This window comes from Pontibacter sp. E15-1, assembly GCF_022601975.1.
Lineage (GTDB): Bacteria > Bacteroidota > Bacteroidia > Cytophagales > Hymenobacteraceae > Pontibacter.
Window position 1 is genome coordinate 129940 of sequence record NZ_JAKVIR010000016.1, and the last position, 23988, is coordinate 153927.

General features: G+C 48.2%; 12 protein-coding genes. All 12 read left to right on the forward strand.

Translation table 11 applies throughout. The features are described from left to right. The first annotated feature begins 78 nt into the window (after positions 1-78). On the forward strand, positions 79-2745 hold the full coding sequence (locus tag MKJ04_RS12850) for a hypothetical protein (protein WP_241642050.1): 2667 nt from the start codon (positions 79-81) through the stop codon (positions 2743-2745). A 13-nt stretch (positions 2746-2758) separates the two neighbouring features. Further along, positions 2759-4234 carry a sulfatase-like hydrolase/transferase gene (locus MKJ04_RS12855; protein WP_241642051.1) on the forward strand — a complete coding sequence of 492 codons (1476 nt, stop codon included), beginning with the start codon at positions 2759-2761 and terminating at the stop codon, positions 4232-4234. Positions 4235-4487: 253 nt separating this feature from the next. Further along, entirely contained in the window at positions 4488-5936 is a 1449-nt protein-coding gene (locus tag MKJ04_RS12860; RefSeq protein WP_241642052.1) for a sulfatase-like hydrolase/transferase, read from the forward strand. Between the two features lie 20 nt (positions 5937-5956). Then, positions 5957-7501: a hypothetical protein gene (locus MKJ04_RS12865; RefSeq protein ID WP_241642053.1), complete on the forward strand. Its 1545-nt coding sequence runs from the start codon at positions 5957-5959 to the stop codon at positions 7499-7501. 235 nt (positions 7502-7736) lie between these two features. Further along, complete coding sequence (locus MKJ04_RS12870) at positions 7737-8477, forward strand: DUF6250 domain-containing protein (protein ID WP_241642054.1); 741 nt, start codon at positions 7737-7739, stop codon at positions 8475-8477. 94 nt (positions 8478-8571) lie between these two features. Continuing rightward, positions 8572-10113: a sialate O-acetylesterase gene (locus tag MKJ04_RS12875; RefSeq protein ID WP_241642055.1), complete on the forward strand. Its 1542-nt coding sequence runs from the start codon at positions 8572-8574 to the stop codon at positions 10111-10113. 231 nt (positions 10114-10344) lie between these two features. Then, the gene (locus MKJ04_RS12880; RefSeq protein ID WP_241642056.1) at positions 10345-12852 is read left to right on the forward strand and encodes a glycosyl hydrolase family 95 catalytic domain-containing protein; all 2508 of its coding nucleotides are present in this window, start codon (positions 10345-10347) and stop codon (positions 12850-12852) included. Between the two features lie 69 nt (positions 12853-12921). Then, positions 12922-14016 carry a glycoside hydrolase family protein gene (locus tag MKJ04_RS12885; RefSeq protein ID WP_241642057.1) on the forward strand — a complete coding sequence of 365 codons (1095 nt, stop codon included), beginning with the start codon at positions 12922-12924 and terminating at the stop codon, positions 14014-14016. Between the two features lie 44 nt (positions 14017-14060). After that, positions 14061-15473 carry a hypothetical protein gene (locus MKJ04_RS12890; RefSeq protein WP_241642058.1) on the forward strand — a complete coding sequence of 471 codons (1413 nt, stop codon included), beginning with the start codon at positions 14061-14063 and terminating at the stop codon, positions 15471-15473. A 560-nt stretch (positions 15474-16033) separates the two neighbouring features. Then, positions 16034-18553 (forward strand): heparinase II/III family protein, encoded by a 2520-nt coding sequence (locus tag MKJ04_RS12895; protein ID WP_241642059.1) that lies wholly within the window; start codon positions 16034-16036, stop codon positions 18551-18553. Between the two features lie 54 nt (positions 18554-18607). Then, the gene (locus tag MKJ04_RS12900; protein WP_241642060.1) at positions 18608-20599 is read left to right on the forward strand and encodes a glycoside hydrolase family 97 protein; all 1992 of its coding nucleotides are present in this window, start codon (positions 18608-18610) and stop codon (positions 20597-20599) included. Positions 20600-21242: 643 nt separating this feature from the next. Continuing rightward, the gene (locus MKJ04_RS12905) at positions 21243-23912 is read left to right on the forward strand and encodes a carbohydrate-binding protein (RefSeq protein ID WP_241642061.1); all 2670 of its coding nucleotides are present in this window, start codon (positions 21243-21245) and stop codon (positions 23910-23912) included. Positions 23913-23988 lie beyond the last annotated feature (76 nt).

Here is a 23988-nt window from a genome sequence, read left to right on the forward strand (position 1 = left end):
TAGATCGGGGCAGTTTATACCCCTGCATACCTCACGAAAGGATTTCGCCCATTTGAAATCCAACAACACCAAGTATTTATGAAACGAAAACTTTGCTTGCTGTTCCTCTTGTTTGGTCTAATAGGCATGGCCTCCGGACAAACAGTGAAGAAAGGCCCGCACCCTGTATTGTTTGCCGGGGATGATGACCGGAAGGACATCTCTGCTAAAATAAAGGCGGAGGAATGGGCCGGGAAAAGCTGGCAACACATATTGAATGAAATCGATCCGCATGTAAACCGGCATCAAACTGACCCGGAGTGGATCGTGTCTCGCCTGGCCATGTACTGGAAAGACGGCGAGCGGTATACCCAGTGCTACATTGCAGGGCAAAATTGGGACTACGGCAAGGGGAATGCTCCTGTGCCTACCGTCCGGCTTCCGGGCATGCGAAAGTGGAATGACTACAACAATGTGCCCCTGGAAGACCGCACCCCATACAACGCGACAGGTGATATGTTAGGAGTCAGCCGCTCGTCAGGCGACACCACTCCGGTACTGGTGCCTTACAAGGAATCCGGGCATATGATCCGTAGCAACAACAAAGAAATCCTTGAACTGGCAGAGAAGGCCGCATTTGCCTACTACATCACGCAGGAGGAAAAGTACGCCAAATTCTCATCCGATATTTTGTGGACATGGTTGCTGGGCACCTACTATATGGAGCCACCCCTGGATCCGAAGGAGTCTACTAACGGACCAGGAGGATACAAGCCCGGAGGCATCATGGGGTACTACGATTATGAGGTGATCCATGACGATCGGCAGGAGCCTGCGGCTATGGCCTATGATTTTTTGCATGATTACATGAATGAAAATCCGCATGCCCATTTGCAGCAGCTTGGTATGTCGGCGACGGATCTGGCCGGGACCGTATTCAAGCGATTTATCGAGATAGGCCTGGTACGAGGAGGGGCCAAAGGCAACTGGAATGTAAACCGTTATCGCCACCTTATACCGAGCATGCTCGTGCTCGAATCTAACGGGTATTACCCCGATGGGAAAGGGCGTGAGCACTATATCCCTTATTATACCGAAATATCGCGGGAGCAACATGCGGCTTTGCCGGAGATTATAAAAGTTTATAGTCCTGATACCGGCCTATGGCCAGAGTCTCCTGGGTATGCATCAGGTATGATCGGCGCGTTGTTGCAAATGGCAATGCCCCTTTATCGGGCCGGGGTCAACACAGTGGGGGATAACCCTATCATCCAGAAGGCGGCCATGGCCAACCTGGGCTGGCTGGATGCACGGGGCAACCTGGTGGTGTTTGGCGATATGCGCGGCGGGCCCTTGGGGTTCGAGGTGTTTGAGCGTCTGCTTACCTATTACAAGTGGGAGGGCAACACGGAAGATGCTCAGAAAATAGAGGCAGTCCTGAGCAAAGGCATCCAGTCAGGACTGTATGATCGGTCCGAGTCGGACTGGCGAAGCATCATTCTGAACCAGCCCTTGAACACCGACAACAACACGTTGCCCTATCACCGGGCAGCTTATTCGCGTTTTCACCGGCATCTGATCATGCGAAACGGAAACGACGAAGAAAACGGCATGATGTTCACGTTGTACGGAGGTATGAAAGGCAGCCACCTCTCGTCCAATGGCCTGGCCTGGCAGTTTTATGGCAAAGGGTGGGCACTTGCACCAGACGGGGCAGCGTATGAATCGTACTGGACGCCGGACATGAACTACTACAGTGGGCCTGTGGCCAGCAATACCATTGTGCAAGGCTATAGTGCAGGTGAAATCACGGTCAATGCCATGGAGCCGACTGTTCCGGAAGGGCAGCTTTACAACGATAAAGTGGTTTTAGAGAATATTTCCTTTGCGGATGTGTCTGCCAATGAAAAGCGCAGGTTGATTGCCATGATCCGCACGTCGCCTACTACGGGCTATTACGTGGATATTTTCCGGTCAGATCTGGATGAAAACGACTACCTGCACCATAACCTGGGCAATACACTGACCCTGCAAAATGTAGCTGGGAGTAAACTTCCGCTCACCGAAACTGAAATCCCGAACGCAGCGCACAAGGCTTATTCTTTCTTTGAAGGTATAAAATCTGCGGAGTATAACGAGGATTTCAAGGCCACCTGGACGATAGATGAAGTTACCCCTGCCTTGAATGTAGACATGTGGATGATGGGACAGAAAGGCCGTACGCTCTACCAGCTAGACGCGCCACCCACTACGCTCAAGCCGCATTTAACCCCTGGTGAGGTAAACAAGAGCCCGCACACCACACCCACACTGCTGGTAAGGCAAAAAGGAAACAATGCCGCCAAAAATCCATTTGTAGGGGTTTTTGAGGCGTACGAAGGGGCTGATAAATCCATAGAATCCATCACCCCCTTGAAGGCAACAGAGAACATGGTGAGCTTGGAGGTCACTTCCAAGAACTCAAGGCAACTACTGTTTAATGCCACGGATGATGCCGAATATCAGGTTGAAAAGAAGAATACGTTTCAAGGCACTTTTGGTGTGGTCTCCTATAACGATAAGGATCTGGCATACCTCTACCTGGGCAACGGCAGGAAACTGCAGCACGGCAAATACATGCTGGAGGCAATCAAGGACAATGTGAATGCGTCGCTTAGGCTGGAAGGCGGCAAAGTGTATTACAGCGCTGATCAGCCGATCCGGATTAAGCTCAGAAAAGGGAAGGCCAAAGAGTACCCGGCAGGCTATGATCAGGTAATCAAGTAATAAGATGATAACAATGGATATACGAAAAAGAATCAGAACGTTTTTGTTAGTGTTTGGGTGCCTGCTGCTGTTTTCAGTTTGCAAAGCGCAGGAAAAAAAGCGCCCGAATTTCCTGTTCGTTTTAATAGATGACCAATCTCCTTTTGATCTGAAACTATACGATCGAACCTCTATTCTGGAAACCCCGACCATTGATAAGCTGGCTGAGCAGGGAATGGTATTTGAGAGTGTGCGGCACATGGGGTCGATGAATGGTGCTGTGTGTACGCCCTCCCGGCACATGATCATGACTGGGCGGACGCTATGGCATTTGCCGCCCAGCGCGGAGTTTCAACAGCAGACAGGTTTTCATCCATTGGATACCATGACCATCGGTGCGATATTCAACCGGGCCGGATACAGCACCATGCGCACCTGCAAAGAGGGCAATTCATACCCTGGTGCCAACAGGCAGTTTACCGTGGTGAAAGACAAGACGAAGCGGGGCGGTACCGAGGAAAGCGGCAGTGCCTGGCATGCGGAGCAGGTATTAACATACCTGGGAGAGCGGGAGCAGGCTGACAAAAAAGACCCCTTCTTCATCTATTTTGGGTTTTCACATCCGCACGATCCCCGCAACGGGACTCCGGATTTGCTGGACAAATATGGGGCTATCAACCACAAGGACGAAGAGACGATTCCTCCGGCAAATCCCAGGCAGCCGGCCTTGCCAGCGAACTATCTGCCAGCCCACCCCTTTCATCACGGGCACCCAGACCTCCGGGATGAAACGCGTGTGAGTGGCGTATGGGAACGCCGGGATGAAAATACCGTGCGAAATGAGTTGGGGCGCGACTTTGCCTGCTCCGAAAACATAGACACCCAGTTAGACAGGGTGCTTCAAAAGCTGGAGGCAATGGGAGAGTTGGAGAATACCTACATCATCTATACCTCTGACCACGGTATGGCTATGGGGAGGCATGGCCTGGTAGGTAAGCAAAACCTCTATGAGCATACCTGGCGGGTTCCTTTTATAGTAAAAGGCCCCGGAATCAAGCCAGGAACCAGAGTGGAAGGAAATATTTACTTGCTTGACTTACTCCCGACCTTTTGCGAACTGGCTGGAATCAAGACTCCCGAAACAGTACAAGGTGAAAGTTTTGTGCCTGTGTTGAAAGGCGAAAAGCAGACCATTAGGGAGGTGCAGTATGGGGTGTATAACGGAGGCACAAAACCGGGTATACGCACGGTCAAGAAGGGGGATTGGAAACTAATCAAATACGATGTGATGGATGGAGCAGTGAGAGAAACCCAACTTTTCAATCTGGCGCAGAACCCAAATGAGTACTTGGCTGAACACAAAAAATCCGGGAATGAGATGCTCACAGACCTGGCCGAAAACCCGAAGTACGCCGCCAAACTGCGAGAGATGGAGGCTTTACTGCTCGAGCAAATGAAGCTACATGATGACCCTTACACGCTTTGGGATCAACCTCGTGTCAGTAAATAGCACCAAAAGAGCTGAAGGGCCATAGTTTAAATGAAAAGGCTCATGATTTACCTGTCTTGACACAGCAAGAAGTTACTATTGTATAGGGAGTTGGTGGGAGCGTATTTTAACTCGCGTCCTCAACTTCCCTGAGTATAAAGAAAGTCGGGTATGGTACACAGGAATAGGGTATAAAACAGAAGTTTTTCGGAGTCGGAATTCTTTAGGCGGAATATAGGATGCAGCAAATCAAAGGGTACATAAAGAATAACACATGAGAGCGTTAAGAATTTTAGGTGTGATAATCGGGGCGTTTAGTCTATTTTCTTTCGAGGTGGAAGCGCAAAAGCCGAATATAGTCGTCATTCTCTGCGATGATCTGGGGTATGGCGACTTGTCCTCTTATGGTCACCAAAAGATTCAAACACCGAACCTGGATGCGCTTAGCGAGAAAGGTATAAAATTTACCAACTTCTATGCGGCATCGCCTGTCTGCTCGCCATCGCGGGTAGGGTTAATGACTGGGAGAAGCCCCAACCGTGCGGGCATTTATGATTTTATCGTAGGGGGCCATGAGCCTCGCGACAACAACCGCGACAGGGTACACCTTCAAGCCCATGAAGAAACCATCCCTGCCCGCTTAAAGTCTGCCGGTTATGCTACTTGCCTCTCCGGAAAATGGCACAGCAGCTCCTTATTTAACGAGCCTGAAAAACAGCCTACACCCGATCACTTTGGGTTTGACCATTGGTTTGCCACGCACAACAATGCAGTGCCTAGCCATGAGAACCCACGCAACTTTGTCAGAAACGGAAAGGAAGTGGGCGAGATAGAGGGTTTCAGTTGCCAAATCGTGGTGGATGAGGCGACGAACTGGCTGAGTCAGCAAAAGAAGGAGCAGCCTTTCTATATGCAGATCAACTTTCACGAGCCTCATGTTCCCATTGCCTCACCAGCAGCGCTGGTTAAAAAGTATTTGCCCTATGCCAAAAATGAGAACGAAGCGCAGTACTACGCTAATGTAGAGAATGTGGACATCGCTGTGGGGCGCCTGGTGAAGTACCTCGAAGACAATGGCCATGACAATACATTGATTGTCTTCACATCAGACAACGGACCGGAGACGCTGCTCCGATACCCTAAAGCCATGCACTCTTATGGCACCACAGGTGGTTTGAAGGGGCGGAAATTGTGGACAACAGACGGAGGATTTAAAGTGCCGGGCATTATGTACTGGATGGGGAAACCTACTTACAAAGGACAAACGGATGCTGTCGTTTCTGCGCTTGATTTGATGCCCACTTTTTGCGAATTGGCCGGAGCTGAGTTGCCAAAGCGGGAGCTGGATGGGCAGTCGCTTGTAAAGCTGCTCCAGAGCGGAAAGCTGGAAAGAGAGAAGCCTTTGGTATGGGCTTTCTACAATGCGCTCAACGACCATGTGGTAGCCATGCGTGATGGAGATTGGAAGCTTCTGGCCAGACTGAAGTATGACTCGGACTACTTGCCAAAGATCACCAATGTATACCCCGGAAATGTAGATTCTGTTCGAAACGCACAGATGGTGGATTTTGAGTTGTACAACCTGGCCAAGGACAAAGGAGAGTGGCAAAACCTTGTGAAATCCAATCCCAAGCAGTTCCGAAACATGAAGAAGCTGCTGACGAAGGAATACAGCGCGTTGCTACAGGACAGCCATGTATGGATCAAGCCAGAAATTGAATAGTGCAGTAAAGAAAACCTAACATGCGGAAATCAGGACTTAAGTCAGTGCTTTTGGCACTTGCAGCAGGTAGTTTTCATGTTGTATTTGCTGCTGGTGGAGAACGGCAAATGCACAAGGATTCCACTAAAACCAAGCAAGAGTGGGTCATCCATACCCAGCAGGATTGGGAGTCTAACGTTAGCACATCCTCCAACCTGGAGTTCAAAGATGGTACAGCCATCCCTACAGCAAGCACCGCGATTTACAAAAGTAAGCTCAAGCAATTCAAAACACCACAATCGGCGCAGTCAATTATCGTAGCGCAATCTCCGGTCTGGCAAAACTGGGAACCAGTTCAGAACGTTGGTCCATCCAATTTAGGAGATGCACCCATTGCGCTGCGTGTGGGCGACGATTACTGGATGTTTGGTCGGTATACGTATCCAAAGAACAAGAAGAAAGAGGATTTCAAAGGTAAGGATGTAACCTTGGAGGGATACGATATCCAGTTGAAGACTTCGCCATTCGAAGAGCAGTACGATGCAGCGGGAGGTCTAAACCCAATGCTGGGGGGCTACCATGCCTGGCAAAGTAAGGACATGAAAACATGGATTCACCATGGGCCTGTCTCCGAATACTTCTCCCGATGGATGACCACTGCAGAGTATGTAGACGGTAAATTCTACCTGTACTACGATTTCCCCAACGATCAGGACCCGCATTTATACATAGATGACAACCTAATGGATGGAGTGCCGGGAAAGAACATGGGAATGGTCTTCAAAGACCCAACACACGGTTCAGATTGTGCAATCATTCGTGATTTGGATGGCAATTTTCATGTTATTGCGGAGGATTGGAGCCCGATCGACGCTTCCAAGCGATCCTGGGATTCACCGCTAGCAGTTCATGCAGTAAGCAAAACCGGGAAAGAGAAGTTCAAAATATTAGCCCCGCCCGTTGATAACCGCACCACCCCAACAGGCGAAATCGGTACTTACAAACATCCGCATTGGGCAATCGAAGATCCTAAGAATTACAAGACCAACATTGCTGAATACAACATTCACGAGCCAGAGCAGGAAGCCTATGGCGATTGGGCTGCCATTTCCATAGGCGGCCAGTACTATTTGTTCGGGGATTTTGATCGCTCGGAAGGGGAGCCCATGAGCGTTTGCTGGTTTACCTCATCTGATATCAATAAGCCGTTCACCTTTTGTGGTAATATTGGCGAAGGACACCCAGACCCGGATATCATGTTTGCAGAAGGGAAATTTTACCTGGTTACCCAACAAGAGACGGACTTTGTAAGTCCGGGTCCATGGGTAGAAGATGTAGCGTTGCGCGTGGGTGTGGATACCAACAATGATGGGTTTGCCAATTACTGGACCAGCTGGCAGACTGTAAGCGAAGCCTACTCTACTGTAAAAGGGTTTTCGAAGCAAGTGGCAAAAACTCCTGCAATGGTTGACCTGGCCAGTTTGCCGCAAGGGTATGGCTTTCAGTTCGAAGTGAGAATCACCGATAGCACGGAGAATAGCTCGAAACCGATTCTAGACAGGTTAACGCTCACGTTTGATAACTGATGTAACGCAAGGTGATTTCTTGCCCCTCTGCGAAGGGGCTGAGGGTATGATTTATACCTGCGAACAAGTTACTGATGTACTGGCTGTAGGACTTTAATTTTTTTACAACGCGCATCCTCCTCACCCTTTTTGAGGGAGACTATTTTTGCAAAAATCACCTTGCTTAACATCAGTTAATTATTCATCAGAAATAATAGTAAGCGAAGGTATGATATCAACCAAAAGAGGAATCAGGATGAAATATGCAATCATGCTATTGGCAATCTGTGGCATGACCATTTTCGGGTGTAAGCCCGACGCGGATAGGGTTGTAAAATTGACTGATGACTTAACAGTAAAAGCAGAACTGATTCATAGTGAAGATTTCACCGAAGGGATAGGTAACTGGAAGGTAGAGCAGATGCCAGACGGAAGCGTTTACCACAAGGATGGGAAACTGGAGGTAAATGATGCTGGTGGATGCACGGTGTGGTTTGCAGAAAAATTACAGGGTCCCCTGATGATTGAGTACGATGCCTATGTGATCAAAGAGGACGGTGAGTTTGACCGGGCATCAGATCTGAATTGCTTTTGGATGGCTACAGATAGCAATAACCCGGATAACCTGTTTGCCAAGTCAGACTTCAGATCCGGCAGTTTCCCGAATTACGACTCCCTGAGCTTATACTATGTAGGTATGGGTGGCCACGACAATACCAAAACACGATTCAGAAGGTATACCGGAAACGGCGAAAAACCACTTTTGCCTGAGCATGACCTATCGGATTCGGTATACTTGATCAAGCCCAACACCGTGAAGCACATACGCCTCATTGCCTTCGATGATGTGATCCAGTATTACCGAAACGATACCTTGATTTACGACTATCGAGACCCCAACCCATATACCGAAGGGCATTTTGGTTTGCGAACAGTCCATAACCACATGACGCTGGACAACTTCAAAGTATATAAACTGGCAGCGGTAGCGGACTAAAAAGGAAATTGTAGTATGGAATTTTTATAAGCAAACCTGCTGCTGGCAGAAAAGCTAAAGTAGAGAGGTATGCTGGAATACAAATACAGAAACTATGTCAAATGCATCATACATTCTGAAAATCGTTATACTATTCTCTTTGCTATGCTTGGGAACGGCTTCCATAGCGCAGCAACTCAAACCAGCCAGGGTCTTCAATGACCATATGGTATTACAAAGGGAAAAGACCGTGCCCGTCTGGGGTACAGGTACACCGGGTGAGCAAGTCACTGTCTCTTTTGCCGGACAGGTGAAGTCCTCCAAAATAAGTGAAGACGGGAAATGGATGATTCGTCTGGATCCGTTGGAAGCATCCGTTGTGGGAAGAGATTTGGTCATCTCTGGAGGTAGCGAGGTAGTCATCTCAGATGTCTTAGTAGGGGAAGTGTGGATATGTTCCGGACAATCCAATATGCAATTTGCCGTATCGAATGCTCCAGAAGTCCGGGGACTGATTCCATACGCTCAAAATATCCGCAGCTTTGAGGTAGAGAACACAGTGGCTTTGGAAGAGCAAGAGGAAGTGTCCGGACAGTGGCGGGCTACCCATCCTTCGAGTGCGGTGGCATTCTCGTTTGCTTATTTTCTCCATGACCTGGCTGACGTGCCCGTCGGGATCATCCAAACTTCCTGGGGCAGTTCCTCTATCGAAGCCTGGATGCCCAGAAGTATGACTCAGGTGACCCCACATTTCCGAACAATCATGCAGGAGTTTGATTCCGATACCGCAACGACCAATCAGATTCAGGAAATTCTGAGAAAGCCTGATGGATGGACTAAAAAGGAAGATGTTTTCCTAAGACGACAACCGAACATTCTGTACAATGCCATGATGCACCCGTTGATCCCATTTGCCTGCAGGGGACTGGTCTGGTATCAAGGGGAACGGCATACAAACTATTTATCCGGAATGCCTGAAGTAGATGAGTCCAACTGGTTTCATCGGGTGTGTGGTATGGCGGAGTATGGAGATGTGCTCCAAAGTTGGGTGCAGACCTATCGCAAGCGGTGGAAGGATGATCAAATGCACTTCATGGTGGTGATGCTGCCGGGCTTTGGCAGAGGCGTGGAGGGGCATAAGAAAATTGATCCGGAAAGCCCAACGGAACCCTCATGGGCTTGGATGCGGGAGTCACAAAGCGCTGTTCTGCAACTTCCGCACACATCATTCATCAACACCATTGATTTAGGGGACGTGGCCGACATTCACCCGGATGATAAGTTGCCGATAGGGCAAAGAGGCGCATTGCTGGCAGCTAAAAATTCGCTAGGCCTTGACCTTCCCACACAGGGCCCAGTGATGGAAAAGGTTGATACTGAAAGAGGAAGGCTAATTGTTCATTTTCGAAATACAGACGAGCTGAAAACTACGAATGGTGAGGCCCCAACAGGTTTCTGGATCACTGATGCTTCCAAAAATTGGGTGAAGGCACAGGCTAGTATAGAAGGGAATCGTGTGATCCTGACCTCTCCTGACATGAAACAACCCAAATATGTGCGCTATGCTTTTGCCGGAAAGCCATCTGTAAATTTAGTTAATGAAGCCAGCTTGCCAGCCTATCCTTTTCGCACCGACAACTGGAGCCACGGAAGATAATTTGGGAGTTAATGCTTACTGTTGTAGGCGCCGGTTGCTCTTCTAAAAACTCAAGCGCAGGGCTTTTAGGTCATACACTTTTTAGATTATGCATTAAGTTCATGAGATGAAATTATATTCAAATTCACCATCTCTTACGCATCATACATGGTGTGCCACAGCAGATTAATTAAGTCAATTAACCCCAGGCACAAGCTTGGGGTTAATTGAATATGACGATACAATGAACGTATGAGACGCTTCGTGCTTTTTATTTTGGCTATATCGTGCTTCCTGGCGATCCCAGGTTTGGCACAGCAAGCAAGCAACAACTTAAAGCTGTGGTACGACCAACCAGCGCCCAACTGGAATGAGGCCTTGCCCATTGGCAATGGCCGGCTTGGAGCGATGGTGTTTGGTGTGCCTGAGAAAGAAAATATCCAACTAAACGAAGGAACCCTATGGTCTGGTGGTCCGCACCGAAACGACAACCCGGATACCAAAGCCATTTTGCCGGAAATCAGGCAATTGCTATTTGATGGAAAGTACGAGGAGGCCCACAACTTGGCCAATGCCAAGATCATTTCTAACACTTCTCATGGGATGCCGTTCGAGACAGCCGGTAACCTGTATCTGACGTTTGACGGGCATGACAACTACAGCAACTACTACCGCGAACTGGATATCAGCAAGGCTATCCAAAAGACTTCCTACACCGTCGATGGGGTGAATTATCAGAGAGAGGTGTTTACCTCCTTTCCTGATCAGGTACTGGTGATCCGGCTCACAGCCAGTAAGCCTGGACAGCTTTCATTTGCTGCCTCCATGGATCGCCCTAACCCGGAGTTAATCACCGTCTCGACAGAAGGCAACGGTTTGCTGAAAATGGTTGGGAGAAGCAATGACCGTAAGAGCAAGCGCCTGCCCAAAGATGCCGAGGGGACAAAAGGGCAGGTGAAGTTTGAAACACGGGTACAGGTGATCCCGGAAGGGGGTATGGTCATAGCAAATGATACTTCACTGGCCGTGGAAAAAGCTAATAGTGTCACGATCTATGTGTCCATAGCCACCAATTTTGTCAATTATATGGATATCAGCGGTGACCAGCACGAACGCGCAGTAGATTACCTGGCGGCCGTAGAAGGTAAAAGCTATGATCAACTCAAACAAGCGCATACCCAGCACTATCAGCAGTTGTTTAACCGGGTAGCACTGGACTTAGGCCGAACGAAAGAAGCAGACAAACCCACTGATGCACGGATCAATAATTTTAGTTCTGTTACCGATCCAGCTTTGGCGGCCCTGTATTTTCAGTTCGGGCGCTACTTGCTGATTAGCTCCTCACAGCCTGGTGGCCAACCAGCCAACCTGCAAGGCATCTGGTGCAACCAGCTCGATCCACCATGGAAGAGTGCCTATACCATCAACATCAACACCGAAATGAACTATTGGCCGGCAGAGGTGACCAACCTCCCGGAGATGCACGAACCGTTGATCGAAATGGTCAAGGAGCTTTCAGTGGCAGGTCAGGAAACGGCAGAGGTTATGTATGGAGCTGATGGCTGGGTAGCGCATCACAACACAGACCTTTGGCGAATTGCCGGGCCAGTGGATGGTGCCACCTGGGGCATGTGGCCATCCGGCGGAATCTGGTTGAGCCAGCACCTGTGGGACAAATACATGTTCTCCGGAGATATAGGCTACTTAAGAGAAGTGTATCCTGCCATGAAAGGATCCACGGAGTTTTGCTTGAGTTTTTTAATCCCCGAACCTGAACACGGATGGCTGATCATGTCACCATCTACTTCTCCGGAAAACCGCCCGGCCCATTTCCCGAACATGATCAACATTCAATACGGTACCACCATGGACAACCAACTGGTTTTTGATATGCTCACGAAGACAGCAGCAGCTGCCCGGCTGTTGGGTGAAGATGATGACCTGGTTAAGAAAATAGAGGAGACCATACCCAAGTTAGCCCCAATGCAAATTGGCCAACACGGCCAGATTCAGGAGTGGATAAAGGATTGGGATGATCCGGAAGACAAGCACCGCCATGTGTCGCACCTTTATGGGTTGCAGCCATCCAATCAAATTTCGCCTTACAGGAATCCGGAGTTGTTTGAGGCAGCCATGAATGTGCTAACCTACCGCGGCGACCCCTCTACCGGCTGGTCCATGAATTGGAAAATCAACCTTTGGGCGCGCCTGCTGGATGGGAACCACGCCTACAAGCTCATGGGCGACCAGATCAGGCTGGTAGGCCGGCCTGATTCGCCGAACGGTGGCGGCACTTATCCGAATATGTTGGATGCCCACCCGCCGTTCCAGATCGATGGCAACTTTGGCTTCACCTCAGGGCTGGCCGAGATGCTTGTTCAGAGCCACGACGGAGCGATTCATTTAGTGCCTGCTGTGCCCGATGTATGGAAGGACGGAAAAGTAACTGGCCTAAGAGCTAGAGGTGGTTTTGTGATCGAATCCATGGCGTGGAAAGATGGGAAACTGGCAAAAGCAGTGATCAAATCCACTCTTGGCGGAAACTGCAGGATCAGGTCATACAATGCGCTGACGGTGGACGGGAAGAAGTCGCTGAAAAAAGCAAAAGGAGTGAATAAGAACAACTTCTATCAGACACCAGCCATCAAAGAACCTTTGATATCAGCGAAAGCAAACTTAAAGGGGTATGCGCCGCCCAAGAGCTTTTTGTATGATGTTCCCACCAAAAGCGGAGACGTGATTGTGTTGGTAGGAAAATAAACACCAAGTATAGCTTTTACACTGCAGCAGGAGGTATGGAGGAAGCGGTGTATTACAATTAGGCACAACATGATGAAGATGAGCAGACTTATTTTTCTAACGCTGATTATATGTTCCATGTCAGCATTTGGGCAAGAGAACAGTGGACTTAGGCTGGGTGTTGCTCCTGTGGGTGGTGGACTGGAAATGGAAGAATATTGGGTATGGGGTAGCTCCGTGATCAAAGGGGAGGACGGCAAATATCATATGTATGCTTCCAGATGGCCGAAGTACCTGAAGTTTCACCCCGGCTGGATGGTTGCTTCTGAAATTGTACACGCGATTTCGGACACTCCGGAAGGGCCCTACGAATTCAGCGATGTGGCACTTGGAGCCAGAGGTGCGCAATATTGGGATGGGAGGTCTTGCCATAACCCTAAAATTGTCAAACACAAAGACACCTATATTTTATACTACATGGGGTCAACGCATCCATTTGAGGAGTTGACGGAAAAGACGGCTGATCAGCTCACCTTGTCCAGCAAGTGGTGTATTGCCGGGAGGTGGGGCAAACGGGTGGGTATAGCTACCTCCAAAAGTCCAAACGGACCTTGGAAGCGGCTCGATGCCCCGATTCTGGACGTGAAACCCAATTCATTTTACAGCTTCCTCACCTCTAACCCTTCGCCATTGATGAAAGAGGATGGATCTGTAGTACTGTTGTTCAAAGGGAGGAGCTACAGAGAAGACGGGCTAACCCACACAGATCAGTTTATAGGCGTGGCAACTGCTCCGTCTTATGACGGCAAGTATACGGTTGTGGAGGATGAACCTCTTTTTTCGTCTGAGAAATTCGGAGAGGTAGAGGATCCGCATTTGTGGAGTGATGATAAGGGTTTTCATATGGTCGCGAAGGATATGACGGGTGCTATCGGGAATTTCCATGGAGGCATCCTGGCGCATTCTACAGACGGAATTGAGTGGGTGCTTGATAAAAATCCCATCGCTTATACCCGGACGGTGACATGGGACGATGGAAAAACAATCCAGCAAGGCCAGTTGGAAAGGCCTTTTGTTTTAGTAGAAAATGGCAAGCCAACGCACATGTTCTTTGCTACCATGGATGGCCCTGGTGGATTTGGTAATGGTACAAAAACCTGGAATATGGTGATTCCTTTGAAGTAAAGGGGGAATCATGCTCGACTACCTGAGATGAATTTAAGCACAGTATGAAAAAACATTTGAAACTGACTTTTCTGCTTACGATCCTTTTGACGAGCAGTAAGTTATACGCACAGACCGCTGTCCGTTCACTGCAGGAACTTTTGCCCTACCTAAAGCAGGATAGTATAGCCGTGGCCTTAGCGCCAGGAACCTACACCATCACTGCTGAAGACATTAAATGCGGGAATTTTCCGGATCAGACGCATATCAAGAATTCCGCTAATGTGCTATTGCTTTTTTCAGGAAACAACAGCACCTATGATTTTACCGGTGCGACCATCCGGGTGAAGACAGAAGTTTTCACCGCTTTTCCGAATGGAGATGAATTTTATGAAGTCCAGGTCATTGGGAATAATAATGTCCTGAAAAACCTGACGCTTGTAGACGAAGGCTCTGTGCACGATGCGCCGAAAAGGCGCGGTACAAACGTGGTGATGGATGGAGCCAGCAACCGGATCGAGGGCTTCCATATTACTACCAGAGGCGCATTTCCATATGGGTATGGGGAGGCATTCGGGAAGGGTGGAAAAAGTGTGATTGAGCACAGGAAGCATTCCTCCTTCCTGGTGCGAGGGTATAAAAACCATGCGAAAAACTGCACGATCATCCATCGGTCTTACGGCCATGCCATCTTCATGCAGGCAGCCGACTGGCCGATCATCGAAGGCTGCTACGTGGAAGGAGCCATGCGCACGACCGATGATATGTGGACTGAGAAAGGAACAAAGTCTGAGGCTGACAAAGTAAATTTCAAAACGGTGTGGGGGTATGAGCTTCCGAAGGGTTACATGATGTGCCTTGGAGAGGAAGGGATCCGTGCCTATAATGGTGGCGAAACACTTATTGATGGAAAAGAATACCGACGTGGCACTTCTAACCCAACAATCATCATCTGTACCGTGAAGAACATGAGAGCAGGCGTAACGCTTACCCACGCCACCGGAAAAAAGTATGTTTCAGGTACTACAGTTATTGGTTGCGAACGAGGGTTTTGCATCGGATCCGGCGACATAGTGGACTGCTATGCAGACACCCAGCATGGTCCGGCTCTTGGCGTGGACTACACGAGCGATCAAGGTATGGATGCCGATATCACGTTACTTCCCTACAAAGGCAAGTCCTACAACGGCAGTGGGCATGCGGCAATTATTATTGGGAGCAATCATAAGGTGACGCTCCGAAATGCGGTGCCAAATCCTGATCAAAGTCTGAAGATCAATATCGGGGGCGACAACCGCACGATCGGAATGTTGAATGAGGATGAAAACTACGCAGCGTCGAATATTGTGCTTCAAAATCTCACCGAATACCCGGTAGTGCTGGATGATAACAGCCACGATTGCACAGGTATTTCCGCTGGCAAAGTAACTGATGCAGGATCGAATAATCACATTTTTTACAAGAAGCTAATCAAGTAGTAGGTGAGTATATAGCTATTCAGGTAATTTTAAGGAAAGGCCAATTTCTTTTAATCTTGATAGGCCGGAAAACCAACAGGTTTATACCCATATCGAATGGCTTTTGCTATACTACTGCTTCGCGAAATTGGAAGTTAGAAATTAAGAATGAGATATAAAAGCCGTTTCTATTCATTTAAACAGGACTTTCGCATCTACTCGAAACACGGAGCAAAAGCAGTCTGCAGCCTGCCGTTGTTGTGTGTTCTCACCAACAACTTGTTGATCAAAAGATGCAACAAGGCAGCTTTGTGAAAGTCCTGCTAAAAATAAACGCTAATCCTGGTAATTAAATTGGTCGAGCATTAATAGCATGGAGGGGGCAAAAAAATGCAGCTGCTGCTTTAATCGAAAGACTATCCACGGATGATTACCTCAGTAGGGGAAGCAATCAGGCTATTTTGCTGCATTCAACAGGGCATCACCCCAAGGGTACGGAAATAGATGTTCCTATCATTTATGCGGACTACTATTTTATGGAGGTGCCTTTGAGGCTAAAAGACTAAATGAGACACAAGACGATGCACACAAGAATCTATACCCTGCTTTTAACATTTTTCGCTATTGCAGGCCTTGCCACGAGGGTTTGTGCTGGTGGTCCGGATGATGGAGACTTAAGTTATACCCCATCAAATGAAGTTAAAGCTGTATCACGGTCAGCTAATGCCAGCGAGATAATAGAATACACCTTTCAGCTGAACAATGAGTCGGAAAAAGAGCTGACCTATAACCTGAGCATTCACAAACCCAGATTGCTGTCATGTGAGTATGCGCTGGATAAAAGTTCTGTTACAGTCAAGGGCAAGGGAACATACGAAGGTGTCCTGTCTGTAAAAGTGAGTGACCGTATTCCGAAAGGCGCTTTTGAGAAGGCAACGCTTTTGGTTACCAATGCTTCTGAGGAGGTGGTCAGTTCTTTCGAGTTCATCACGGTGAGGTCCAAACCGCATCCTTACCTTCTGGCGACAGATGATTTGTTGGCGGAGGCAAAAGCCAAAATAGAAAAGTACCCCTGGGCAAAGCGCGCCTACCAACAAATGGAAAAGGAGGCCCTTGAGTATAAAATCCCAAAACGCGAAGTAGTAACCCGGCCCAGGAACACGCTCGAGTGGGATAGCTTTAATTACCAGGCCAACACATCAGAGCAGGTTTTTAACAAAGCTTTGGTATGGAAACTTTCGAATAATGGCCGCCTGCGAGATGAGGTGGTTGGGTTTGTGAGAGATGTCTGTGACCCGGATGAAGGGTACATGTCTGTAGGGGCGGCTACCACCGGTGTGCAGGTGCATGAGGGTAACTTTTTCCTCTACCTGGCGGCTATATGTGATGTACTGTATGGCGAGGACATTCTCACAAAAGATGACCATGAGCATATAGCAGCGACTTTTCGGCATTATATCAAGCTGCAAGGGGAAGACCTGAGCGGCGAAGGAATCATGAACCACGAAGCCAGCGCCTTGACGGGTTCGGTCTTTGCGGCCCTCTTTCTGGAAGATATGGCTGCTCTGGATCATGTCATGCATACCGAAGGCGGCCTGATCGACCAACTCTCTAAAGGCACCATGCCAGATGGCTGGTGGTTTGAGAGCACGGTCAATTACAGCTACCTGGTAGTGGAGCGGTTTACTTTAGTAGCGCAGGCTTTTGAGAACTATGGTTGGAATTTCTACGATCGCCGTTTCCCTGTCAGGTATAAAAGCAAGGATTTTGATAATGCGAAAGAGGGTTTCACCGGTATGAAATTCGATATATGGGGGCCAATGGAGAAAAACACGATTGGTCTGGAGGAGATGTACACCGGCCATATTCCGCTGATGGATGAGGAGGCCTATGTTGTGTCGAGCAACGATTCTAAAGCTACCGGCCCCCATACGTTTTACGAGCTGGCATACCGGCATTTCCCGAAAAAGGAGATTGCCTGGGTGCTGAATCATTCCGATCGCTCGGGCTGGGAGGCATTGCTGTACGGGGCACCGGAAATCCCTGACGTGCAAGACCCGCGTTCCGAGTCAACTTTTGCCCCCAACGTGGGCATCACGGCTTTGCGTTCTCAAACGCCCAATAAGGAAGCATCCGAGCAGATTCAAGCCTATGTGAAGTATGGGACGCATGGCGGGTGGCATGGGCACTTTGACCGAACGGGACTGCTGGCGCTGGACCGCTACGGGCATAAGTATTTTGGAACGGAAATGGCCTGGTTTGGCTATGGCAACCCCGGATACAAAGAAAGTGTCCAAACCTCCGCTACCCACAACATGGTGGTGGTGGACGGCCTGCAGCAGGAAGCTGTTCCTTCTGAGCAGTTGCTGTTTCATGACGGGGAGATGATGCAGGTAAGCGTGGTCGAAACAAATGCCCGCTGGCGAAAAATACCAACCTGGAACGTAAAAAATTTTCCGCCATGGGATGACAAAGCCTATGACCCGGGTTTTAAGCCTGTGCAGCAGCGACGGTTAACGGTGGTTACGGACGATTTTGTGGTGCTCGCCGATCACTTAAATGCATCTCAGGAGCACCAATACGACTGGCTCATTCACCCCATTGGTTTTCAATCTTTGCGTGGCGTGAAAAAGAAGGGGGAGCCACTGGAACAGCTCAGTACCGCCAATGATTCTCCCTACAAATATTTTAAAAACGCACAGTGGTATACCATGAAAAAGGGCACTACGGCACGCTTTCAGGAGGGAGAAATGAAGCTGGATGTGCACACACTTTGGCCCCAAAAGGCAGATGTGTTGATCGCAGCATACCCCAATGCTGGAAAACACCAGGATATCCGTAATAACCCCGATCGCAGGACGTATGGCGTGCGCGTAAATGGAAAGGAATTGTACTTCCTGACTGTATTGGAGCCCTACAAAGGAGCTGCTGCCATCAAAAGCATTACCTCTTCACGTCCTGAAGAGGTAGAGGTGGTGCTGAACGACGGAAGGAAACAAGTGATCAAGTGGAGCAATTTGGAAGGTGATGGCACCACTATCCAAATTGAAGTGAAAGAATATAAAAACAATATACAGATGCGATCTGAGAGCACTAATTAAACAGCCACCCCTCTTTTACTTCTAAAAGTTAAATGAAAACCTATGTCATCATCTATGTATAGCTTTCTGAAATATGGATTGGTAGTTTTTATCTGTATGGCTTTCGCAGGCTGTGGAGAAAATTTCAAAACACCCATACATGTCAATTCGCCAGATGGCAAGAACGTCTTTGTCCTTTCTGTAGAAAACGGAAAGGGCATTTCTTTCGAGGTGAAAAGGGAAGACAAGACGCTGTTACAACCTTCCGAAATTGATCTGCTTTCAAAAGACATTGATTTCAGTGGCGACTTCAGGATAACCAACGTGAAGAATGTTTCACATGTAGGCGAATGGGAAACACGGTTAGGTGAATTGAGTACGGTTCCGGATAACTATAATGAGATGAAAGTCTCGTTGGAAAGTCCTGAAGCCAAACTGAACCTGACCATAAGGGCCTATGATGAAGGGCTCGCATTTTCCTATGAAATACCAGAGCAGAAGGGCTTGAAATCAATCAGCCTGGATGATGAACTCGTTAGTTATAAGTTCGATAACGATTATTTCGTTTGGTCCACGCCAGAGCGTGAACATGGCAGACTCACAGCACAGGGAGAATATCAGAAAGTTCTGTTGAGTGAGTTGAAGCAAGGAGCGGAGCGGCCGCTGCTGATTGAGTATAGCGATGACCTTAAAATTGCGCTGGCCGAAGCGAAACTAGTGGACTTTGCCCGATTAAGTTACAGCGCAGACCCCAATGCCCCTCTGTCCATCTTGTCGAGCCTAGACGGCGAGCTGCTGGAAAGTGCACAAGACACCATCACAGGGGCCTTAAAGAGTGAAAGAAGCCAGGTGGCTAAGGTGAAAAAGCAATTGCCTTTTCAATCTCCCTGGAGGGTGATCATGATAGGGGAGGATTATGGTGATCTCCTAGAAAAAAACTATTTGATTCAAAACCTGAACGATCCGAGTGCCATAGCGGATGACTCTTGGATAGAGCCAGGTAAAGTATTGAGAGAGTCAACCCTGACAACTGAGGGAGGGCTACGGGCCGTTGATTTTGTGGCAGCCCACAACATGCAATATGTGCATTTTGATGCAGGGTGGTATGGCAATGAGATGGATGATAGCTCGGACGCTACAACCATTACGCTGGATCCAAAACGGTCTAAAGGCCCTTTTGATTTGGAAAAGATTGCCGCTTATGCAAAGGAAAAAGGAGTGAAGGTCATGCTGTACGTCAATCGCCGCTCGCTTGAAAAGCAGCTGGATGAGTTGCTTCCGCTGTTCAAGGAGTGGGGTATAGCCGGGATCAAGTTTGGGTTTGTGCAAGTGGGCGATCAGGATGCCACGGCCTGGCTCCACGAAGCAATCAAGAAAACAGCCGAATATGGAATGATTGTCGATGTACATGACGAATACCGGCCCACAGGCTTTTCCAGAACTTACCCCAACCTCCTCACCCAGGAAGGGATAGCTGGAGATGAAACAACTGTGACCAACGAACACACCTTGATCACCATGTTTACCCGAATGCTGGCTGGTGCTGCAGATAATACAGTGTGCTATTACAACAAGCGTGTGGAAACAATGGGCTCACATGCCTCACAACTCGCCAAGACTGTCTGCCTGTTCAGTCCCTTGCAATTTCTATACTGGTACGATAGAGTTCCGGCTTCTCCTGAAAAACTGGATGGGTTATGGGGCGACACCAAGACGATCGGTGACGAACCAGAATTGGAGTTTTTTGATAATGTCCCAACAACCTGGGACGAAACGAAAGTACTGGAGGCTGAAATCGCTCAAATTGGGGTGATTGCCCGGCGCAAGGGGAACGACTGGTTCATTGGCGGTTTAAATGGAAACGCTCAACGCGCAGTTCAACTTAATTTCTCATTCTTGGATGAAGACAAAAAATACCTGGCCAAACTGTATACGGATGATCAGCAAGTTGAAACCCGAACAAAGGTTAAGATTGAAGAGTTAGAGATAGATCGTAAGAGCAAACTGGATATCGAGCTTCTGGCTAACAATGGGTTTGCCATACAGTTGGTGCCAATCGAAGAATAGCTAAGTGTATAAAAAAGCCTTTCTTAATAGGGAGCATTCTCTAGTACACGATGGCCTCTTCTGCACAAACTGAAGAAGCTATGTATCTGGTGATTTCAGCACACCGCATTGTCCTGATTACTACAACCGTTTTCGGAGCGTTAGCAGGGCTTGCAGCTAAGGCAGACGTAGTGCCTGAACAGGTGTAGTACCAACAGTTGGCAACATTGCTTAAAAATACGGAGCATATCCTGGTGCTGGCAACCTGCCTATCAATGAAAATTAACCTGCTGCTCTTGACCACAGCCTGCATGAGCTTGCAGCAGGAGCCAGCTTTCCCGTGCCGGTCAAACATTTTGCACAAAGTGTCTCAGGCGTTCTGGTTAGTTTAGCTAGTTGTGTTTCATGGCTGCCTGATTAAAGGGGGTGAGATGATAGTGCTATTTACGTAACAGCCCCATTTGTTTTTTCCCTTAAACCCTTTTTTGATGAGTTCCGATTTGACTTATAAAAATAGGTCGATTGCAAGGGTTTGATCCATGTTTTATACGCATTGAATCATAGTTAATGCTTGATTTTCAGGCTAATTGATACCTTGTGAGGGTCTTCACGATGCCAGGTAGGCATCTATCCTGAAGGTGTTTTTTAAACTAAATCATTAACTATGAAAAAGAAATTTTACCATGGTTTAAGGGGTAACCTCTACACGAGAACATTTCGGTTTTTAACCCTGACGCTGATCGCATTCGTGGCAACCAGTGTGGCGGTACATGCGCAAACAGTCGTCAGTTCTTTAGCAGAACTAGAACCCTATCTGGATGATGACAACGCTCATGTGAAGTTAGCACCGGGTACCTATACTATTACGGCTGCCGATGTGACGGAAGGCCGTATTGGCAGTACGAGTGAAACCTGGAGTGGTGTGAGTCGGCTATTTGCCTTCAAGGGCAACAACAGCGTGTATGATTTCACAGATGTCAAGTTTGAGATCGATACTGAAATTTTGCGGGCTTTCGGACGGCAGGACGTGTATGAAGTGCACATTACCGGCAACGAGAATGTCATCAAAAACCTGACGATGGAGGACATGGGCAACACCTATCCGGCCAATCGTGCCACCAGCATTGTCGTTGACGGGCGTGCAAACAGACTGGAAGGTATCCACATGACGGTAAGGGGCTCTTTCCCTTACGGCTATGGCGATGCCTTTGGTAAAGGGGGCGGATCAGTGATAGCCCATTATAAGCATAGTGCCCTTTTGATTCGGGGTGAAAGTAACCATATCAAGGGCTGTACAATTATCCATCGGTCTTATGGCCATGCCATTTTTATGCAGGCAGCCTCTAACCCGCTCATCGAGGACTGCTATGTAAAAGGCGAGATGCGCTCTACGGATGATATGCTGGCTGAGGAAGGAACAGGCTCTCCGGCAGATAAGGTAGGTTTTATGACCGTTTGGGGGTATAAGCTTCCTGCCGGTTATATGCTTAGTACCGGAGAGGCAGGTATACGTGCCTATAACGCGGGAGAAACCGTAATTGATGGTGTAGAATACTCCCGAGGCACATCAAACCCAACAGTGCTAAACTGTACCATTAAGCACATGAGAACCGGAGTGACGGTAGCGCATGCCACTGGAAAAAAATATGTGGAAGGCACCACTGCTATCGGGTGTGAGAATGGATTTTCGTTGGGTTCAGGAGATGTGGTTAATTGTAAGGCCGACGCTACGTACGGCCCTGTGTATTCGTCTACTTACGAGTCTGATAAAAATTTTAACGCAGACATTACAATTTTACCAGCGAGCGAACCTTATTACAACGGCTTAGGCAGTGTAGCCTATATCGGGGGCAGCGGGCATACCATCACTTTGAGAGGTTCCGCAGAGGCCCTCAATATGGGCCTAAAAATCAAGGTGGGAGGTGATAAAAACGATATACGGTTATTGTATGGTAGTCTTCCCAACCAGAACGACTTCTCTGCCTCAGATTTTGAACTTAATAACCTGACCAACTACCCAGTCTTGTTATCCTCTAAAAGTTCAGGAGTTACCGGTAAGTCTGGGGGTATGGTTACGGATTTAGGCACTAACAACAATCTAGTGCCTATTTCTGTGTCTGTAAAAAAGCTGGAGGCGGAAGCATACACCGTCATGAGCGGTATTACCACTGAACCTACTTCGGATGATAACAATGGGGAAAACGTAACCTCTTTCGACGCCGGAGATTGGGTGGAGTATGAAATTGATGTGCCATACAGTGGTACGTATACCATGAACTATCGGGTAGCCAGTGCTTCAGTAGATGGTAGTTTTTCGCTTAGTGCTGGAGATGAAAAGCTAGACGATATTACTTTTCCTGCTACTTCTGGTGGACAAACCTGGACAACCGTGAGTTCTACAGCTCCTTTCCATTTAAGTGCGGGTACCCAAACGATAAAAGTAAGCGCAAACAATGCCGGTTGGAATCTTAATTGGCTAGACCTATTGCTAGACTGCGCAGTGGTGCCCGTAGTACCCTATGTCGAAAAATTAAATAACCTGGGTATTTCTTTAAGCAAAGAGCAGTCAAACAGTATCACTGCCTTCCCTGGTAACACGGTCAGTTTGCAGCCGGAGCCTGCGCTAGGAGGAAGCTGGAGTTGGACGGGTCCGAACGGATTTACAGCGAGCAGCCGGGTTATAAATATTAAAGATTTACAGGAAAGTAAGGCCGGAGCTTATCAGGTCACTTTTACGAATGATTGCGGACAGCAAAGCACCGCTACTTTCACTGTCAATGTGCAAGGCGCTTTCTTGATTGAAGCTGAATCTTTCTCCGATATGTCTGGAGTGGAAACAGCAGCAACAACAGATGAAAACGGAGGTGAAATGATTACCTCCGTTCAGGCAGCTGACTGGGTCGCGTATACCTTAAACATCCCTATATCCGGGACTTATGGATTGAAATTTCGGGTTGCCAGTGAAACCGACATAAATTTCGACCTGACACTCGATGGCCATAATAACGGAACCGTTCATTTAGCTGCTACTGGCGGGCCGCAGTCATGGTCCACAGCAAGTGCCACGTCAGACTTGTATTTGCCTGCGGGTGAACATACGCTTCGCATAACATCCAACACAGCCGGCTGGAACATGAACTGGTTACAATTGCAAAGCAAAGCCTTTGTGAACCCTTGTAGCCTGCCTTTTTCTTATGATGGCTTTACGATCCAGAATGAAACCGTGGAGTGGTCTTCCGGCTTGATAGACATCAGTTGTGTGAATAGTGTGAATGCCTACCTGACGCTAGACGAAAAAGGTAATTTAACTGCCTCTGATTATATTAATGTATAGAGACCGTTGCAGAACGGTACTACTTCTTGTTGTTTCTGTTAATTTTGAAATTTTTGCTCTGTTTTTGCTCTGAATA

Bases quoted from the DNA above. Each gene is read 5' to 3' on its own strand.
- MKJ04_RS12895 (WP_241642059.1), top strand. From the start codon at position 16,034: ATGCACACAAGAATCTATACCCTGCTTTTAACATTTTTCGCTATTGCA.
- MKJ04_RS12880 (WP_241642056.1), top strand. From the start codon at position 10,345: ATGAGACGCTTCGTGCTTTTTATTTTGGCTATATCGTGCTTCCTGGCG.
- MKJ04_RS12860 (WP_241642052.1), top strand. From the start codon at position 4,488: ATGAGAGCGTTAAGAATTTTAGGTGTGATAATCGGGGCGTTTAGTCTA.
- MKJ04_RS12865 (WP_241642053.1), top strand. From the start codon at position 5,957: ATGCGGAAATCAGGACTTAAGTCAGTGCTTTTGGCACTTGCAGCAGGT.
- MKJ04_RS12855 (WP_241642051.1), top strand. From the start codon at position 2,759: ATGGATATACGAAAAAGAATCAGAACGTTTTTGTTAGTGTTTGGGTGC.
- MKJ04_RS12900 (WP_241642060.1), top strand. From the start codon at position 18,608: ATGTATAGCTTTCTGAAATATGGATTGGTAGTTTTTATCTGTATGGCT.
- MKJ04_RS12905 (WP_241642061.1), top strand. From the start codon at position 21,243: ATGAAAAAGAAATTTTACCATGGTTTAAGGGGTAACCTCTACACGAGA.
- MKJ04_RS12850 (WP_241642050.1), top strand. From the start codon at position 79: ATGAAACGAAAACTTTGCTTGCTGTTCCTCTTGTTTGGTCTAATAGGC.
- MKJ04_RS12870 (WP_241642054.1), top strand. From the start codon at position 7,737: ATGAAATATGCAATCATGCTATTGGCAATCTGTGGCATGACCATTTTC.
- MKJ04_RS12885 (WP_241642057.1), top strand. From the start codon at position 12,922: ATGATGAAGATGAGCAGACTTATTTTTCTAACGCTGATTATATGTTCC.
- MKJ04_RS12875 (WP_241642055.1), top strand. From the start codon at position 8,572: ATGTCAAATGCATCATACATTCTGAAAATCGTTATACTATTCTCTTTG.
- MKJ04_RS12890 (WP_241642058.1), top strand. From the start codon at position 14,061: ATGAAAAAACATTTGAAACTGACTTTTCTGCTTACGATCCTTTTGACG.